The sequence below is a fragment of the Advenella kashmirensis WT001 genome (genome assembly GCF_000219915.2).
Taxonomy (GTDB): domain Bacteria; phylum Pseudomonadota; class Gammaproteobacteria; order Burkholderiales; family Burkholderiaceae_B; genus Advenella; species Advenella kashmirensis.
In genome coordinates this window covers 2993637-3012390 of the sequence record NC_017964.1, presented here as the reverse complement: position 1 = coordinate 3012390, position 18754 = coordinate 2993637, and the positions used below count along the sequence as shown (strand labels likewise).

At 54.8% G+C, this 18754-nt stretch carries 12 protein-coding genes and 4 pseudogenes; 10 read left to right on the top strand and 6 right to left on the bottom strand.

The window, feature by feature from the left end:
- Nucleotides 1-10: 10 nt before the first annotated feature.
- Nucleotides 11-1207 (bottom strand): acyl-CoA dehydrogenase family protein, encoded by a 1197-nt coding sequence (locus TKWG_RS14140; protein ID WP_014751487.1) that lies wholly within the window; start codon nucleotides 1205-1207, stop codon nucleotides 11-13.
- Nucleotides 1208-1538: 331 nt separating this feature from the next.
- On the opposite strand from TKWG_RS14140, the pseudogene TKWG_RS14135 reads away from it, so the two are divergent.
- The 6 genes and pseudogenes from TKWG_RS14135 (at nucleotide 1539) to pcaF (ending at nucleotide 9319) form a co-directional block, all read left to right on the top strand.
- Nucleotides 1539-3622 (top strand): annotated as a pseudogene (locus tag TKWG_RS14135) (3-hydroxyacyl-CoA dehydrogenase NAD-binding domain-containing protein).
- Between the two features lie 207 nt (nucleotides 3623-3829).
- A pseudogene (locus tag TKWG_RS14130) lies at nucleotides 3830-5007 on the top strand (acetyl-CoA C-acyltransferase).
- Nucleotides 5004-6653, top strand: coding sequence for a long-chain fatty acid--CoA ligase (locus TKWG_RS14125; protein ID WP_014751482.1), 1650 nt, complete (start codon nucleotides 5004-5006; stop codon nucleotides 6651-6653). The pseudogene TKWG_RS14130 and the gene TKWG_RS14125 overlap by 4 nt, the downstream one beginning before the upstream one ends.
- Before the next feature lie 86 nt (nucleotides 6654-6739).
- Nucleotides 6740-7418: pseudogene (locus TKWG_RS14120) on the top strand (3-oxoacid CoA-transferase subunit A).
- A 12-nt stretch (nucleotides 7419-7430) separates the two neighbouring features.
- Nucleotides 7431-8069, top strand: a complete 639-nt coding sequence (locus TKWG_RS14115) for a 3-oxoacid CoA-transferase subunit B (RefSeq protein ID WP_014751480.1) — start codon at nucleotides 7431-7433, stop codon at nucleotides 8067-8069.
- Nucleotides 8070-8117: 48 nt separating this feature from the next.
- Nucleotides 8118-9319: pseudogene (pcaF, locus tag TKWG_RS14110) on the top strand (3-oxoadipyl-CoA thiolase).
- Between the two features lie 148 nt (nucleotides 9320-9467).
- Here pcaF and TKWG_RS14105 read toward each other — a convergent pair.
- From TKWG_RS14105 to TKWG_RS14090, 4 genes are all read right to left on the bottom strand, one after another.
- On the bottom strand, nucleotides 9468-10202 hold the full coding sequence (locus TKWG_RS14105) for an amino acid ABC transporter ATP-binding protein (protein WP_014751477.1): 735 nt from the start codon (nucleotides 10200-10202) through the stop codon (nucleotides 9468-9470).
- A gap of 31 nt (nucleotides 10203-10233) precedes the next feature.
- Nucleotides 10234-10944, bottom strand: coding sequence for an amino acid ABC transporter permease (locus TKWG_RS14100; RefSeq protein WP_041710338.1), 711 nt, complete (start codon nucleotides 10942-10944; stop codon nucleotides 10234-10236).
- A 51-nt stretch (nucleotides 10945-10995) separates the two neighbouring features.
- Nucleotides 10996-11760 carry an amino acid ABC transporter permease gene (locus TKWG_RS14095; RefSeq protein WP_014751475.1) on the bottom strand — a complete coding sequence of 255 codons (765 nt, stop codon included), beginning with the start codon at nucleotides 11758-11760 and terminating at the stop codon, nucleotides 10996-10998.
- 83 nt (nucleotides 11761-11843) lie between these two features.
- A complete protein-coding gene (locus TKWG_RS14090; RefSeq protein WP_014751474.1) occupies nucleotides 11844-12734 on the bottom strand; it encodes an amino acid ABC transporter substrate-binding protein in 891 nt (296 codons plus the stop codon).
- A gap of 594 nt (nucleotides 12735-13328) precedes the next feature.
- On the opposite strand from TKWG_RS14090, the gene TKWG_RS14080 reads away from it, so the two are divergent.
- Nucleotides 13329-14012 carry a phosphatidylserine decarboxylase gene (locus tag TKWG_RS14080; protein WP_014751472.1) on the top strand — a complete coding sequence of 228 codons (684 nt, stop codon included), beginning with the start codon at nucleotides 13329-13331 and terminating at the stop codon, nucleotides 14010-14012.
- Nucleotides 14009-14935: a CDP-diacylglycerol--serine O-phosphatidyltransferase gene (pssA, locus tag TKWG_RS14075; RefSeq protein ID WP_014751471.1), complete on the top strand. Its 927-nt coding sequence runs from the start codon at nucleotides 14009-14011 to the stop codon at nucleotides 14933-14935. Before TKWG_RS14080 ends, pssA begins: the two co-directional genes overlap by 4 nt.
- 29 nt (nucleotides 14936-14964) lie before the next feature.
- On the opposite strand, the gene TKWG_RS14070 is transcribed toward pssA, so the two are convergent.
- Entirely contained in the window at nucleotides 14965-15456 is a 492-nt protein-coding gene (locus tag TKWG_RS14070; protein ID WP_041710330.1) for a hypothetical protein, read from the bottom strand.
- A gap of 644 nt (nucleotides 15457-16100) precedes the next feature.
- On the opposite strand from TKWG_RS14070, the gene rpsO reads away from it, so the two are divergent.
- On the top strand, nucleotides 16101-16370 hold the full coding sequence (gene rpsO, locus TKWG_RS14060) for a 30S ribosomal protein S15 (RefSeq protein ID WP_014751468.1): 270 nt from the start codon (nucleotides 16101-16103) through the stop codon (nucleotides 16368-16370).
- 160 nt (nucleotides 16371-16530) lie between these two features.
- Complete coding sequence (gene pnp / locus TKWG_RS14055; protein ID WP_014751467.1) at nucleotides 16531-18693, top strand: polyribonucleotide nucleotidyltransferase; 2163 nt, start codon at nucleotides 16531-16533, stop codon at nucleotides 18691-18693.
- The last annotated feature ends 61 nt before the right edge of the window (nucleotides 18694-18754 follow it).

The following is an 18754-nucleotide window of genomic DNA, read 5'->3' as shown; positions in this document are numbered from 1 at the left end:
GGCGGGTGGTTTACAGCCCCAGAATCATCCTGCAGATAATGCCTTTCTGCACTTCGTTGGATCCACCGTAGATGGTGGTTTTTCGATAATTGAAATATTGCGCCGTCATGTGCTCCTGGGCCTGCGGGAAGGCTGAAGATAGTTCGTGCACCTGATCGTCCGGTAAAATATGGGCCGCCGCATACGGGCCGGCGACCTGTGAGGCCAGCGCGGTAATTGCCTGTTGGATCTCCGAGCCCTTTACTTTAAGGATGGAGGCTTCCGGCCCTGGGGCATGGCTGCTGCCTTCCTGCGAAATCAGTTTCAGATTGGTGATTTCAAGCGCCATCAGATCCATTTCGACCTGCGCCAGGCGATCGCGGAATCGCGCATCCTGCAATAGCGGCAGGCCATCATTGCCGGTTTGCCTGGCGGCAGCCTCTTTGACCAGTTGTAGCGCTGCCTTGGAGCGGCCCACGCGGGCAATGTTGGTTCTTTCGTGGCCAAGCAGGAATTTCGCGTATGTCCAGCCTTTGTTTTCTTCGCCGATCAGGTTGGCAGCGGGAACGCGCACATTCTCCAGCCAAACCTCATTAACCTCATGGCCATCGTCCAGCATGATGATGGGGCGCACAGTAATACCCGGCGTTTTCATATCGATCAACAGGAATGAAATGCCTTCCTGCTTGCGCACCTCAGGATTAGTGCGCACCAGGCAAAAAATCCAGTCGGCGTGCTGCGCTAGCGTGGTCCATGTTTTCTGGCCGTTGACGATATAGTCGTCGCCATCGCGCACGGCTGTTGTTTTCAGCGATGCCAGGTCGGAGCCGGCGCCCGGTTCCGAATAGCCCTGGCACCACCAGTCCTGGCCGGACAGAATGCGAGGCAGGAAGCGCTCCTGCTGTTCTTTGCTGCCGTATCTCTGAATGACCGGCGCGACCATTTTCAGGCCAAAAGGCAATTGCTCGGGTGCGCCGAAAGCGGCACATTCTTCTTCGAAAATATGGCGTTGCACTGCATCCCAGCCGGTGCCGCCAAATTCCACTGCCCAGGACGGCGCTCCCCAGCCTTGCGCAAACAGGCTGCGTTGCCATTGCTCGCGTTCGGCTTTTGACAGGGGCAGGCATTGTTGTGTTTTATCGCGGACAGTGGCGGGCACTGCCTCTTTCAGGAAGGCGCGAACTGAATCGCGAAAGGCCAGTTGTTCAGGAGTGTAGCGGATATCCATGGATGGAATTCCTTTTCAGGTTATTGAGCGGCAGAGGCGAAACCATCATTGTCGCAGTACGGGCTGCTACACGGTCGGATTTCTTTTCGTTCTGCATGGTGGAATGAATAATTGATTTATGGAATTGATTATAGCGAGCAATGCATTAAATGAAAAGACAGGCCGATAGAAAAAGTAGAATTGCTTTCAGCCGACAATTCGCTTTACACCCAATAGTGGCACGGAGTATTATCGAAGAATTCTCGGGGCATGTTAGTTCTGCTATGCGAAACAAACTAGCGTAGTAACGACGTGCTATGCATCTAATCGGGCCAGACAAGGAGACATTGCCATGGATCACGCTTTTTACGAAGAAAAGGACGGGATTGCCGTCATTACATTCAATAACCCGCCGGTCAACGGCCTGGGGCATGGTTTGCGCAAAGCCATTGTTGAAGGCGTCGATCGCGCCAACAATAATTCGGCCGTCCGGGCTATCGTATTGGGTGGATCCGAGAGGGCTTTTTCCGGCGGCGCAGATGTGACCGAATTCGGTACACCCAAGGCATCGCAGGCACCCACTTTGCGCACGGTCATCGAAGTACTGGAGCAATCGGCCAAGCCTGTCGTGGCTGCCATCAATGGTGTGTGTCTTGGCGGCGGGCTGGAGCTTGCGCTTGGCGCACACTATCGCGTTGCTGCGGCCGCGGCCCGAGTCGGTTTACCTGAAGTCAAGCTTGGCATTCTGCCTGGTGCGGGCGGCACCCAACGCCTGCCGCGGGTCGTGGGACTGGAAAAGGCGCTGAACATGATTGTGTCCGGTCAGGTCGTCAAAGCTGCGACGCTTGCCGATACTGCGCTGTTTGATAAAGTGGTTGACGCAGATCCCCAAGCGGCAGCCATTGAATTTGCCAAAGGTCTGGCCAGCGATGCGCCGCTCAAGCGGATTCGCGATCTGGCGGTTGCCGATGCGGATGCTGACGCCTTGTTGCTTAACGCCCGTAATGCGGCCAAGGCAGGCTCTGCGCGCTTTCCGGCGCCCGCCGCCTGCGTTGAGGCAGTGGCGGCCAGTACGCACATGGCTTTTGACGACGGGCTGGCATGTGAGCGCCATCTCTTTACGCAATTGATGGCCTCGCCCGAATCACTGGCGCTTCGTCATGTGTTTGCGGCCGAACGCGCAGCGACAAAAATTCCTGATGTGCCGGCCGATACCCCGTTGCGTCCGATTGGCCTGGTCGGCGTGATCGGCGCCGGCACCATGGGCGGCGGCATCAGCATGAACTATCTGAATGCCGGTATCCCGGTGATTCTGCTTGAGCAGAAGGAAGAAGCGCTGCAGCGCGGCGTGGCCACCATTCGCAAGAACTACGAAAACACCATGAAAAAAGGGCGGATTACGGCAGAGCAGGTGGAAGAGCGCATGAAGCTGCTCAGCACGACGCTGTCTTATGACGCATTGGGCGAAGTCGACCTGGTCATTGAAGCCGTCTTTGAAGACATGGGTGTCAAAGAGGTCGTGTTCCGCGAACTTGATCGTGTCATCAAACCCGGTGCGATTCTGGCCTCCAATACGTCCACCCTGGATGTTGACCAGATCGCTTCGTTTACCAAGCGCCCGCAAGACGTGATCGGACTGCATTTTTTCAGTCCGGCCAATGTCATGAAGCTGCTGGAAATCGTGCGAGGTGCAAAAACAGCCAAGGATGTGCTGGCCACGTGTATCGATATGGGCAAAAAAATCGGCAAGAAACCGGTGGTCTCAGGCGTGTGTGACGGGTTTATCGGCAACCGTATGCTGTATGCCTATCGCGATGCGGCTGACGAGGTAATGCTGCAGGCGCCGCGCCGTCGCAGATCGACCGCGCGCTGGAAAATTTCGGTTTTGCAATGGGACCTTATCGGGTGGGCGATCTGGCCGGACTGGACATTGGCTGGGCAATCCGCAAGCGCAAGAAGGAAGCCGATCCGCAAGCATATGAAGAGGTCGTGGCCGATCGCCTGTGCGAGGCCGGCCGTTTTGGCCAGAAAACAGGTGCGGGCTGGTATCGTTATGTGGCTGGCGATCGCAAGCCGCAGGTTGACCCCGAGGTCGAAAAACTGATCGACACCTTCCGCCAGGAAAAGGGTGTTACGCCGCGCAAAATCAGCGATCAGGAAATTGTGGAGCGTTGTGTTTACGCGCTGGCCAATGAAGGGGCGAAGATCCTCGAAGAAGGCATTGCCCTGCGCGCGTCGGATATCGACATTGTTTATTTGAATGGCTATGGCTTCCCGCTGCATCGTGGCGGACCAATGCACTATGCGCAACAGGCCGGTTTGTTCAATGTGGTGCGGGCATTGGGACAGTTTGGTGCCGGTTCGGCCCGGCCCAAGGCATGGCAAGCAGCGCCCTTGCTGGAAAAACATGCACAAAGTGGTGAAGCGCTAAAGTAAGACAGTACATCGGCAGGCATGCTATCGCCTGCCAACGGTATGACATCTACGGGTACGCGGCAGGCAAAATATGGCTATGCTTTTCGTGTCTGCCGGTGCCAGTAGGGTTGCGTATTTTCTGTTCCGATACAATTGAAGTTTGCGTTGGTTGGCCTTGATATTGATGCTAAGCCGCTCAATGTCATGTGCCCGCCCTGGAGAAGAGACATGAGAGAAGCAGTAATCGTTTCAACCGCCCGTACCGGACTGGCAAAGTCCTGGAAGGGTGCATTCAATATGACCTATGGCGCAACGCTGGGGGCGCATTCGGTGTCGCATGCCGTTGCGCGTGCCGGTATTGACGTGGCTGAAGTGGAAGATGTCATCATGGGGTCGGCCTTGCCTGAAGGCACGACCGGCGGCAATATTGCACGGGCCATTGCCTTGCGTGCCGGTCTGCCGATCGGTGCAGGTGGTGTGACCGTCAACCGGTTTTGCTCGTCGGGGTTGCAGGCGATCGCCATGGCGGCACAGCGCATTATTGTTGACCAGGTTCCGGTGCTGGTGGCCGGCGGCGTCGAAAGTATTTCCTGCGTGCAAAATGATGCCAACACACTCATGCGCCAGGACCCCTGGCTACGTCAACATAAACCCGAACTGTACTGGAGCATGTTACAGACTGCGGAAACCGTCGCCAAGCGCTATGGCATTTCGCGCGAGGCACAGGACGAATATGGCGCCCGCAGCCAGCAGCGTGCCGCCCGGGCCCAGGCTGAAGGCCTGTTCAATGACGAAATTGTGCCCATGACAACGGTCATGAGCGTTTTTGACAAGGCAACCGGCGGCATCGCCCGTCGTGAGGTAACCATTGCTGCAGATGAAGGCATCCGTCCCGATACCACGCTAGAGGCGTGTCGAAAATTCGGCCGGTTTTCCCCAAGGGCGTGATCTCGGCCGGCAACGCCAGCCAGTTTTCAGACGGATCTTCGGCCTGCGTGCTGATGGACGCCGAACTGGCGCGTCAGCGCGGCCTGAGCCCCATGGGCATTTTCCGCGGATTTGCTGTTGCAGGATGCGAACCCGATGAGATGGGTATTGGTCCGGTTTTTGCGGTGCCTCGTTTGCTTGAGCGTGCCGGTTTGAAAGTTGACGATATCGGCTTGTGGGAACTGAATGAAGCCTTCGCCTGCCAGGTGCTGTATTGCCGTGACAAACTGGGTATTCCCGATGATCGGCTCAATGTCAACGGTGGCGCGATTGCTGTCGGCCATCCGTATGGCGTGTCTGGCGCCCGCATGGTCGGCCATGCCCTGATCGAGGGCAAGCGCAGGGGAGTGAAATACGTGGTGGTCACGATGTGCATTGGTGGCGGCCAGGGCGCGGCAGGGCTGTTCGAAGTGGCATGAACCGTCCCGATTATTCCGCCGTCTGGCCCCATGGACGCAGCCGCTCGCTAAGCGTGCCGGAAACGGCGCTGCATGCCAATCTGGAGATATCGGCACAGCGCTATCCGCACAAGTCTTGCCTGGTCTATTACGGCGCCAGCTACAGTTATGGGCAGGTGCTGGCGCAGGTCCAGGCGCTTGCAGGGTATCTGCAGCACGACTGCGGTGTGAGCAAGGGTGACCGGGTATTGCTGTATATGCAAAACAGCCCGCAATTTGTCCTTGCCTACTATGCCATTTTGCGGGCCGATGCGGTAGTGGTGCCCGTTAATCCGATGAATCGGGCCGACGAACTGCAGCATTACATTCGTGATACCGGCGCAAACGTGATTATCTATGGGCAAGAGCTGCATGAGCAGGTTGCCCTGCTTGGCGCTGCCGCGCCGGCCAGCAAACTGGTGGCGGCTTATCACGATTATCTGCCTGCGGCAGGATCGGATCAGAACGTACCCGATGTGGTCGCCGAAGCTGCGCAGGCGCTGGCTGGCAATGGCGTAACGCTTTGGCGCGACGCCCTGGCCGGCGGCCGCGTCCCGTCGCCCTCATCTGCCGTGCCGGCAGATATGGCTGTCATGCCGTATACGTCCGGCACTACCGGCCATCCCAAAGGTTGCGTTCATACCCATTGTTCCACCATGTATAACACCGTGTCTGCAGCGGTATGGTATGACGGCGGAAACCAGGACGCGGTTTTTATGGGCGTGCTGCCGTTTTTCCACGTTACCGGCATGGAAGGGGTCATGAACAGCGCCATTTATCTGGGCGCGACCATCGTTATTATGACGCGCTGGGATCGTGTGGTGGCGGCCCAATGCATTGAGCGCCACCGCGTAGGCCGGTTGGCCTTGATCGCCGCCATGGTGGTTGATCTGCTGGCCATGCCCGATCTGTCGACCTATGATCTGTCCAGCATAGCCCGAATCAGCGGGGGCGGGGCGGCCATGCCCGAAGCGGTGGCAGAGAAATTGCAACGCGAGTTTGGCCTGACCTACATTGAAGGCTACGGGATGTCTGAAGTCATGGCGCCGTCGCACATCAACCCGGAGCGGCATCCCAAAAGACAATGCCTGGGGATTCCGATTTTTGATGTGGATTCGCGTATTATTGACCCGCTCACTTTGCAGGAGGTGCCGCAGGGTGAGGTCGGTGAAATCGTGGTGCACGGGCCTCAGGTCATGCAGGGCTACTGGAACAATGAACAGGCTACGGCCGAGGTTTTCATCAGCATTGATAACAAGCGTTTTTTGCGCACCGGAGATCTGGCGCGCATGGACGAAGATGGATACTACTTTATGGTGGACCGACTCAAGCGCATGATCAATGCCTCGGGTTTCAAGGTCTGGCCAGCCGAAGTGGAGTCCATGATGTATGCCCATCCGGCGATTCTTGAAGCCTGCGTCGTTGGCGTGACAGACGAAAAACGCGGAGAGACCGTCAAGGCCTGGGTTGTGTTGCGCGACGGTAGTCGCGGCAGTGTCACGGAACAGGACATCCTGGATTGGTGTCGTCAGAAAATGGCCTCGTACAAGGCGCCACGAATCGTCGTCTTCACTGATGCGCTGCCCAAAACATCCTCGGGAAAAGTCTTGTGGCGCGCGCTCGGATAAATAACACAAGCGAAATATGAAATAATGACTTGCACCAGTAATGGCACAAATACAGATTCAGACAAAAGAGAATACAGGTATAACAGATGATCAATAAATTTATGGACGATATACAGGCTGCGGTTGCGATGTCTTTGATGGCGCACTGTGCTTATCGGCGGGTTTGGTGGCGCGGGCCACCCGACGGAACTGATCCATGCTCTGATCGATCAGGGCGCAAAAGAGCTGACCGTGGTCAACAATAATGCGGGTAACCATGACACGGGGCTGGCGGCGCTGATCAAGGCAGGCCGCGTACGTAAAATGATCTGCTCCTTTCCCAAGGCTTCGCATTCCTACGTCTTTAACGAGATGTACAAGGACGGCAAAATCGAACTCGAATGTGTGCCGCAAGGCACGATCGCAGAACGACTGCACGCTGCCGGCGCCGGGATCGGCGGATTCTATACGCGCACCAGCTATGGCACGGATTTGGCCAAGGGCAAGGAAACACGCAATATTGACGGCGTTGACTATGTGTTCGAAAAGCCGATACACGGCGATTTTGCGCTGGTGCTGGCCGAGAAGGGCGACCGTTGGGGCAACCTGATCTATCGCAAGGCAGCCCGCAACTTCGGGCCGGTCATGTGTATGGCGGCAAAAACCACCATCGTTCAGGTAAAGCAGAAAGTCGAACTGGGCCAGCTTGATCCGGAAACGATTATCACACCCGGTATTTTCGTGAATCGGATTGTCGAAGTAGCCAATCCGGCCATCTCCAGCTAAGCAGGTCATATGATGAATAAATTGAACAGAAACCAAATGGCCGAACGTCTGGCCAAAGATATCGCTCCCGGCAGTTACGTCAATATCGGTATCGGCATGCCCGAGCTGGTCGCCAATTACCTGAAGCCCGAAGACGAGATTCTGCTGCACAGCGAGAACGGCATTTTGGGCATGGGTCCGGCTGCGACGGGCGAGGACATTGACGGTGAATTGATCAATGCCGGCAAAAAGCCGGTCACATTGCTGACCGGCGGCGCATTCTTTCACCACGTGGATTCATTTGCCATTATGCGCGGTGGGCACCTGGACTTGTGCATTATGGGCGGAATGCAGGTATCGGCCGACGGCGATCTGGCCAACTGGTCGCTGGGCCGTCCCGGCGAGCCGCCAGCAGTAGGCGGTGCCATGGATCTGGCTGTGGGCGCCCGCAAGGTGTATATCCTGATGGAGCACAATGCCAAAGACGGCTCGCCCAAAATTCTGGAAAAGTGCACCCTGCCTGTCACGGGCTTGGGTGTGGTCAGTCGGGTCTACACCGATATCGCCGTCCTGGAAGTGACACCGGCGGGTATGACCGTGGTGGAAAAACTCGTTGATATCACAGATGAACAGTTGCAGTCGCTCACTGGCGCGAAACTGATTTTCGCCTGAGTATCCGATCGATATTAATATCAGAATGAAATAACACAGAGGAAATGTATGAATAACGCTTATATTTGTGATGCTGTCCGTACGCCTATCGGCCGTTATGGTGGCGGTCTGTCCACCGTGCGCACCGATGACCTGGCCGCACTGCCGATCAAGGCATTGATGGAGCGCAATCCGAACGTCGACTGGAGCAAACTGGATGACGTGATCTATGGTTGTGCCAACCAGGCCGGTGAAGACAATCGTAACGTTGCCCGCATGGCGCTGTTGCTGGCGGGGATTGACGTACAGGTCCCGGGCGCGACATTGAATCGCCTGTGTGCATCGAGTCTGGATGCCGTAGGTACGGCAGCGCGCGCCATCAAATCGGGCGAAGTCGATCTGATGATTGCCGGCGGCGTAGAAAGTATGTCACGTGCGCCGTTTGTCATGGGCAAAGCCGAATCCGCTTATTCCCGGGCCGCCAAAATTGAAGATACCACGATCGGCTGGCGTTTTATCAATCCGAAAATGAAAGCAGCGTTTGGCGTCGATTCTATGCCGGAGACTGCTGAAAACGTCGCGGACGACTTCAAGATCTCTCGTGCCGACCAGGATGCATTTGCATTGCGCAGCCAGCAACGCGCAGCAAAATCCATTGCCGATGGCGTATTCAAGGAAGAGATTATTCCCGTGAGCGTGCCTCAGCGCAAAGGCGACCCCGTGGTTGTTGATACGGACGAGCATCCGCGTGCAACGACGCCGGAGGCACTTGCCAAGCTCAAGGGCGTTGTGCGCCCCGATGGCAGCGTGACAGCGGGTAATGCATCCGGTGTAAATGATGGTTCCTGCGCCGTGCTGCTGGCCTCTGATGAAGCAGTCAAGAAATATGGCCTTACGCCAGGGCGCGCGTCGTGGGGATGGCTGTGGCTGGCGTGGCGCCACGCATCATGGGTGTCGGTCCAATTCCGGCCGTGCGTAAAGTGCTGGAAAAAACCGGCCTGACAATTGAACAGATGGACGTGGTTGAATTGAACGAAGCCTTTGCCGCACAGGCGCTGGCTGTAACACGTGACTTGGGTCTGCCTGATGATGCGGCACATGTGAACCCGAACGGTGGCGCGATTGCCCTGGGTCACCCGCTGGGTGCATCAGGTGCACGTCTGATCACGACTGCCATGTATCAATTGCAGCGCACTGGCGGCAAGTATGCCTTGTGCACCATGTGTATTGGTGTCGGCCAGGGCGCCGCCGTTATCATCGAGCGCGTGTAATGCCGATTCCGCCATTGCGTTAGCGTGGCGGGGCGAATATCCCATCGGCATTGCTGAACATATGTAGCAGTACATGCCGATAGCGGTAAATAAAAAAGGCCGGGCAATGTAGATTGCCCAGCCTTTTTTATTGGAAAAAACGGAAGTTTTAATGCCCCAGGATTTTCGACAGGAAATGCTTGGCCCTGTCTGAGCGCGCTTCCTGGTTGCCGAAGAACTCTTCCTTGTCGCAGTCCTCAACAATCTGGCCTGCATCCATGAAGATAACGCGGTCAGCCACCTTTCGGGCAAAACCCATTTCGTGGGTCACCACCATCATGGTCATGCCTTCCTTGGCCAAATCTACCATCACATCAAGCACCTCGTTGACCATTTCAGGGTCAAGCGCCGATGTAGGTTCATCAAACAGCATGGCCATTGGATCCATGGCCAGCGCACGGGCAATGGCCACACGCTGTTGCTGTCCGCCAGACAACTGGCCCGGGAACTTGTCCTTATGTTCAATGAGGCCTACGCGGTCCAGCAACTTGCGACCGCGCTCCATTGCTTCGTCCTTGGAGCGATCCAGGACCTTGACCTGAGCCAGCGCCAGGTTTTCCATGACGGAAAGATGCGGGAACAGTTCAAAGTGCTGAAACACCATGCCGATTTTGGAGCGCAGTTTGGGCAAATCCGTTTTTGGGCTGCCTACCGAGACACTGTTGAAGAAAATCTCGCCTTTCTGGAAGGGTTCCAGACCGTTGGCGGTTTTGATCAATGTGGATTTGCCTGAGCCTGCCAGGCCGCAAACCACCACAACTTCACCTTTGTTGATTTCGGTTGTGCAATCGGTCAGCACCTGGAATTTTCCATACCATTTACTAACGTTTTTAAATTCAATCATAGCCATGGAGAAATACCTTATCGAATAATCGTCAAACGCCGATCGACACTTTGACCAGACGAGAGCAAACTAAAGAGATGACAAAATAGATAGCCGCTGCGAATATGTACAGCTCAACGGGACGACCGGTAATGTCGGCGTTGATGCGCGCCATACCCAGCAGGTCATTCAGTGACAACACGGTCACCAGAGACGTATCCTGGAAAAGAACAATCATTTGCGTAAAAATCACAGGCAGCATATTACGGAAAGCCTGTGGCAGCACGATCAGTCGCATTACCTGAAAGTAACGCAACCCCAGTGCATAGCCTGCGCCCACCTGTCCGCGCGGAATGGACTGGATACCGGCCCGCATGATTTCGCAGAAATAGGCGGCTTCAAACAGCGTGAACGTAATCAGTGCGCAGGTAAACCCGCTCAGCGGCCGCGATACCATCCTGGCTGATTCATTGCCGTCTATATAGGTCGCCCACATGAAGTCGAACCAGCCCAGAATATACGGCACCAGGAAGAAAAACCAGAACAGGATCAGGATCAGCGGCAGCGAACGCATGACGTTGACGTAGGATCCCGCGAACCAGCGGAAAATATTGATGGACGACAGGCGCATCATGGCCAGTATAGTGCCCCAGATCAACGCCAGGACCGTGGAGTAAACCGTCAGCTTCAGTGTGAAGACCAGGCCCTCCTTTAACAGCGCGGGCGCGGCTTGCTGGATGACGCCCCAGTCAAAGGCGGCGATGCTGACCGATGAAGCAGAGAGAAGTAAGTCTTGAAAATTCATCATGTGCTCCTACCCTTTCCCTGAAATAAAGCCAGGAACACTGAAGAAACGTTCAACGGCCGACATGATTACCAGAATCAATAAGTTGATGATGACATACAGGGCGGTTGCGGCCAGGTATGACGGGAACGTCTGGAATGTGGATTCCTGCATGGACGCGGCAGCGCCGGTAATCTCCAGCAAGCCGATGGTGTAGGCAACCGAAGAGTTTTTTAGCAGGTTGAGCATTTCAGAGGTCAGTGGCGGGGTAATGATGCGCATTGCCATGGGCAATAACACATACTTGTACATCTGAAACCGCGTCAGGCCAAGCGCCGTTGCCGCCATCGATTGTCCGCGCGGCAGAGAACGAATGCCCGATGACAACTGGATGGCAATCCGTGATGAAGTAAACAGACCCAGGCACAATACCGCTGGCCAGAAGACCGAATACGGATACTGCATGCTGATGATGGCTTTGCCTATTTGCTCTGGCAGCACTTGCGGGATCACATAGTACCAGAGGAACAATTGCACCAGCAGGGGAATATTCCTGAACAGCTCGACGTAGCCCGAACAGATTCTGGACACCAGCCGATTTTGACTGGTCAGACCGATACCCACCGCGACGCCCATGATAAATGCGAGCACCCATGCAATTGCAGACAACTGCAGTGTCCAGCCGACGGCTGAAACGAATGCCTCCAGATAGGTATTCCCGCTAGGGGATAACTGGCAGAATAGGGACGCGTTATCGATATTGGCCGGGTCACAAAATAATGTGGAGATTGACATAATTTGAAACGCTATTTATAGAAAACAAAAAACGGCACAAAACCCGCTTTCGCTGTGTTTTGTGCCGTCCGACAGAGGCCGGTTTATTGATATGTTGCCGGATCTGGTGAATCTGTTGGGTTGGCCAGCGCTTTTTTCAGTGCTTCCGACATAGGCAGATTCATATTGATGTTTTTCGGAGGAATGGGACTTTCAAACCATTTCTTGTAGAGCCTTTCGATTTCGCCGCTTTTGATCATGGCGATCACTGCGTCATCCACGGCTTTCTTGAACTCGGGATCGTTTTTGGGCTGGATGATCGCATAAGGCTCGGTCGTGAGTGCTTTGTCGCTAACGACCCATTTTTCAGGATCTTCAGAGTTGGCAACCAGGCTGGCCAGCAGTACATCATCCATGAAGAACGCTTTGGCACGGCCAGCCTGAACGGTCAGGAAAGCACCTGCGTGATCTTTCGAAGGAATAATGTTCATGCCCAGGTTTTCCTTGGCATTGGTAGCGGCGAGCCATTTGATATTGCTGGTGCCGGCGGTGGACGTCACGGTCTGGCCTTTGAAGCCGGCGACATCCTTGATATTGTCGGCCTTGGCCGAGACGAAGCGGGTAGCGGTCACAAATGTGGTCGGTGCAAAACTAACCTGCTTCTGGCGTTCCGCATTATTGGTTGCAGAGCCGCAAGCCAGGTCGATCGTACCGTTCATGATCAGGGGAATTCGGCTGGCCGAGGTCACAGGTACCTGTTTGACAGTGAGTTCTGTACCGAGCTGTTTTTCCAGCGCCTTGACGATGCCGTCGCAAATTTCCTTGGAGTATCCAACTGGCTTTCCACCGTCCAGGTAGGAAAAGGGTATAGAGGAGTCACGATGACCCAGAGAAATTGTTTTTGTACTTTTGATTTTGTCCAGACGGCCTTCGGCGTGGGCGGACAAACCAATTGAAGAAATAAGTGCAGCAAGCACGAGACTTGATAACTTCATGGAAAACTCCTTTATAACGGTGTTGCTAGTATGAACGAAATGCTCATGCTTAGGGTTCAGGTTTTACCCTAATTTTTGACGAACTGTCTTTTGGACTAAAACCGCAGTTCTATTTTTAATGGATTTTAATGTACTTTAAAACAAAATATACATATGGATACATATTGCATTATGGCGGCATTGCGATGCACCAAAGCGATTTTGCCGATGTGCAAAATCGGTGCGGTTTGTCGGTGAATGCCAGTATGAGGGAGGCTGGAATGATTTTTTTGCGGATGCGAAATAATTTGCTTGCCGCAAGTGAGACTATCACATTTGTATTGCATCCGCACACGCCCGGGCCTGTGTGGGCTGGCAGGGCAATGCCGGGTAATGCCGGTTCAGATGCCTTGCGGTTAGCGTAGCGGATTTCTAGGAGTGGTGAGCACGCCGTGTTATACCTCCCTGACCGAACGTCTCTGGCATAGCGCGCATGGTGCCTGCCGGCATGAAAATGCGCGGTGTAATACAAAAATTACACTTTTGGTGTATCCCCCTTCGCCGCTGCAGGTGTTTACGACTAAAATGACGTTTTAATCAGCTGGTTTCAATTGCATGTATAAACCCTCCTACCCGCATCCTATTCTGGCCCGAGAGGGCTGGCCCTTCATCGCCGGCTCCGTTATTCTGGCGCTGCTGGTATCATGGTGGTCCGTTGCTGCGGGGCTGATCTTCTGGTTGCTGGCCATTTTTGTGATTCAGTTTTTTCGTGATCCGCAACGCCAGGCTCCCGATGGCGAACGTGTGGTGCTGTCACCGGCTGACGGGCGCATTGTGTCGGTAGACAAAACCACCGACCCCTATACTCAACAGCAGGCCCTGAAGATCAGCGTGTTCATGAATGTCTTCAATGTTCACTCCAACCGCTTCCCGGTCAGCGGGCGCGTAACCCAGGTCCAGTATTATCCTGGTTCGTTTGTCAATGCAGCGCTGGACAAGGCATCGGTCGAAAACGAAAGAAACGCAGTCCATATCGCGCTGGATTCTGGCGAGCAGGTAACGGTTGTACAGGTTGCCGGCCTGGTGGCGCGCCGTATTCTGTGCTATGTCAAGCCGGGCGATAGCCGGCGGGCTGGCGAGCGCTATGGATTCATTCGTTTCGGCTCCCGTGTCGACGTCTATTTGCCGCCGGCTTCCCGGCCCAGGGTAGCCATTGGCGATAAGGTGTCGGCTACGTCCACAGCACTGGCTGATTTGCCCGAACCCGGTACACCGGTCAATCAAAGCGATCCGTTATGAACGAAAATCTGCCACGCCCGCGCAGCGCGATTTACCTGCTGCCTAATGCATTCACGACGGCCAATCTGTTCGCCGGCTTTTATGCCGTAGTGCAAGCCATGAGCGGACGCTTCGAGGTGGCCGCCATCGCCATTTTTGTCGCGATGGTGCTCGATGCGATGGACGGTCGCGTGGCACGGCTGACCAATACCCAGTCGGCTTTTGGCGAGCAATACGATTCCATGTCCGACATGGTCTCTTTTGGTATTGCACCGGCGCTGGTGATGTATGAATACCAGTTGCAGGCGCTGGGACGCTGGGGTTGGATTGCTGCCTTCATATACGTGGCTGGTGCGGCGTTGCGCCTGGCGCGTTTCAATACCAATATCGGTGTGGTCGACAGTCGCTTCTTCCAGGGCTTGCCCAGTCCGGCCGCAGCGGCGCTGGTAGCTGGTTTTGTCTGGCTGTCGGTCGATAATCGCATCCCAGACTATGAGTCGCTGGCCTGGCTGGCCTTTGTGCTAACGGTATACGCAGGCATCAGCATGATTTCAAATGCACCGTTTTTCAGCGGCAAGTCTCTGGCGCTGGAGAAAAAACTGTCGCCGCAAAACATCATGCTGGTGCTGGTGCTTATCTTTGCCTTTGTATCGTCTGATCCACCCATTGTGCTTTTCCTGTTGTTTATTGTGTATGGGTTATCGGGTTGGATCGTGTGGTATTGGCGCTGGCGTCGTGCGCAGCAGTTGCACGATAGCCGTCGCGAGAGCAGGGAAGCAGAAGCGGCAGAGGTCGCGGGCGCTAAGGCAGAGGGCACGTCAACGCCCCACAAGCCGATTGATGCGGGTCAGGCTGACCGGTCGCAATCGCCTGCGCGCAATGAACCGCATATTGCGGATTCATCGGAGCAAAGCAAACCCAAAGACTGGTTCAAAAAAGACTGAGCAGGAACGCGCCGCGACCCGGCACGTTCTTAAAAGCCCATGATTTCAAATTCATAGTCATAGGCGGGATCGGGGCCGGGGTGATGATGTGTGACCTGCTGACCGTCACGGCCCAGATACACATACATCAGTGAGTTCCAGGCGTTGGCCTGTTTGTAACGATATTCCCAGACCACTTCATTTTTCTCACCCAGTCCCACACGGGTTACCTTGGCAGGCGGGCCGAACTCGCAGGTGACGTCCTGGGGCGTCCATACTCCCTTGTCCAGTTTGCGAAAATTCTCATCGGTCAAAATGGATTCCACCCGGTCGGCGATGCCTGCGCTATTGAAGCGCGTGCCATACGCATATTGACCGTTGGGTTGCCGGGTCCAGATGGCCCGGGTGCCGCCATCAGCCATGGGGCAGGTGAAATTGGGCGATCCCATGGTTTCCAGAACGACCGCTTTGGGCGAATTGGGCGGCACGTCCCGATAGGTGGCGCAAGCGCCCAGCGTCGCGCAAAGGGCGATCAGACCCATGTTGCACAGCACTTTACGCGGCGCAGCTGGTTGCGAAAAAAACGGGGTTTTACGCCGGCGGTGCAGGTCAGTGTTGGAAAAAAAGCCCGGAAATAGGGAAAAACAACGGAAATTAGGCATATTTGAACCTGTATGGCTAAGGTTTGCGTGTGTTTTCGGGCTGAATCATATATAATTATCGGTCTTGACTGAAAGCCAAATGCAGCCCTGCATGGCATCTGATGTGTTCATTGTAGCGTGTAAATGCGCAACGGGACAGATCAGAATGAGCATGTTGGGTGTGCAACCGTCTATCCGGGCAAATAGCGTATTTCGTATTTCCGGGGGCAAGATGGTCATCATGGCGCAATCAATCGTGCATAAAAACCAAGGGTTAATTCTGACGGCGGTATTTTGGCTGCCGGGCCGCTGGGCTTGTTGCCGGTAGTTTGCTTTGCTTTTTGCAAAGTCCTGGCGCGCGAGTGATCAGGGCCTGCTTCGAAGGCCAAAGCAATCGCAAACGCTGGTGCCGGTGAGTATATATGCCCGGTTATGTGTGTTTTATGTCTATGGTGATTCGGTCGGGAAATTATCCGATATTTTATTTTTAATACTTCACGGTAAAACGCCTCGGTTTTACCGCCAGTTCATGAGGCTTATTCAATATGTCAGTTGCTGATATCAAAAAATCTGAAATTGTTGCTCAATACGGTCGCGCTCAGGGCGATACAGGTTCTCCCGAAGTGCAGGTTGCATTGCTGACCGCCCGTATCAACGAATTAACCGGTCATTTCAAAGAACACATGAAAGACCACCACTCTCGTCGTGGTTTGTTGCGCATGGTTAGCCGTCGCCGTAAACTGCTCGACTACCTGAAAGGTCGTAACCCTGACGCTTACCGCTCACTCATCGAAAAACTCGGTCTGCGTAAGTGATATTGGGTTTGCGCCCAACACAAAACCGTGCAGAGCGCCAGGCTGGCGCCTGGCACGGTTTTTTTTATTGTGCCGGAACGAGGTTTGGACGCGTACACAGAATCGTGGTGTGCGGCTGAAAACGGACAGATCTCTCTGGCTTTATTGTAAGGATTGAAAAATGTTTAACAAAGTGACCAAGTCGTTTCAGTATGGCGATCAGACTGTTGTGCTGGAAACCGGCGAAATCGCCCGCCAGTCTTCAGGTGCCGTTGTGGTTTCAATGGGTGATTCCGTTGTGCTGGCCACCGTCGTTGCAGCAAAAAATGCCAAGCCCGGACAGGATTTTTTCCCGCTCACGGTCGACTATGTTGAGAAAACCTATTCTGCCGGTCGTATTCCCGGTGGTTTTTTCAAACGCGAAGGCAAGCCTTCCGAAAAAGAAACACTCACATCCCGCCTTATCGATCGCCCTTTGCGTCCGCTGTTTCCTGAGGGCTTCTATAACGAAGTACAGGTCATTATTCATGTGCTGTCGGTTGATCCTCAGATTGATCCCGATATCGCCGCGCTGATCGGCAGTTCTGCTGCATTGGCTGTGTCCGGTATTCCATTTGACGGTCCTATTGGCGCTGCGCGCGTAGGCTACATTAATGGCCAGTATTTGCTGAATCCAACACAGGATCAGTTGGTCGATTCAGAAATGAACCTGGTTGTTGCCGGTACTGAAAACGCTGTGCTGATGGTCGAATCAGAGGCCAAGCAGTTGTCTGAAGAAGTGATGCTGGGCGGTGTGGTGTTTGGCCATGAGCAAATGCAGGCTGCCATCAATGCCATTCATGATCTGGTGGCCGAAGCCGGCAAACCCGAGTGGGATTGGCAGCCGGAAGCCAAAAACGAAGCGCTGATCGCTGCGGTGACTGCTGCTGCCGAATCGGGCCTGAAAAGCGCCTATGAAATCCGTCAGAAACAGGAACGCACAACCAAGCTGCGCGAAGTGACTGCGGCGGTCAAGCAAACGCTGGCTGAACAGGCAGCGCAGGCAGGTCAGGATGCGCCCGACGCCGTCGCCATCGAAAATATTATTTTCGATCTGGAATCCAAAATCGTGCGCGGCCAGATTCTGGCAGGCGAGCCCCGCATTGACGGTCGTGACACCCGTACAGTACGTCCGATCTCTATCCGCCTGGGTGTGTTGCCACGTGCCCATGGCAGTGCGCTGTTTACGCGCGGTGAAACACAGGCACTGGTTATTGCTACGCTGGGCACCAAGCAGGACGAGCAGATCATTGACTCGGTCATGGGCGAACATCGTGACCGCTTCATGCTTCACTACAATATGCCTCCGTTTGCTACGGGCGAAACTGGTCGTTTCGGCGCACCAAAACGCCGTGAAATCGGCCATGGCCGCCTTGCCAAGCGCGCGCTGATTTCCACGCTGCCTGCGCATGAGGACTTCCAGTACACGATTCGTGTCGTGTCTGAAATTACAGAATCCAACGGTTCTTCATCCATGGCTTCTGTTTGCGGTGGCTCGCTGGCCATGATGGACGCTGGTGTGCCGGTCAAGGATCACGTTGCCGGTGTGGCCATGGGTCTGATCAAGGATGGTGGCAAGTTCGCTGTGCTGACCGATATTCTGGGCGACGAAGATCACCTGGGCGATATGGATTTCAAAGTAGCCGGCACCAAAAACGGTATTACTGCTTTGCAAATGGATATCAAAATCCAGGGCATTACCAAGGAAATCATGCAGGTCGCACTGGCTCAGGCCCGTGATGGCCGTATGCATATCCTGGGTAAAATGACCGAGGCGCTGACCGGTTCACGCGAAGAGCTGTCTACCTTTGCGCCACGCATGTTGTCCATGAAAATCAATCCGGAAAAAATCCGTGATGTGATCGGCAAGGGCGGCGCCACGATTCGTGCGCTGACAGAAGAAACCGGTTGCCATATTGATATCAGCGACGAAGGGGTGGTTACCATCTCCAGCGCTGATCTGGACAAAGCCAAGGAAGCCGAGCGTCGTATCGCCGAGCTGACTGCAGTGGTTGAAGTGGGTCAGGTTTACGAGGGCACTGTGCAGCGCCTGCTGGACTTTGGTGGCATCGTACAGATTCTGCCTGGTCGTGATGGGCTATTGCATATTTCTGAAATCGCCAACTATCGCATTGCCAACATCAATGACGTGCTGACAGTAGGACAGAAGGTCAAGGTCAAGGTTATTGAAGCCGACGATCGCGGTCGTCTGCGTCTGTCAGCCAAGGCATTGGGCGGTCTGGAAGGCGCGCAGGAAAATGCACCGGCAGAAGGCACCGAGTCTGCTGAAAAACCAGCAGAGTAAGCATAGCAGTAAAGGGTATTGTTTCGTCAGAAGCCATACCCTGTTACGGCAAGCAGTTGCC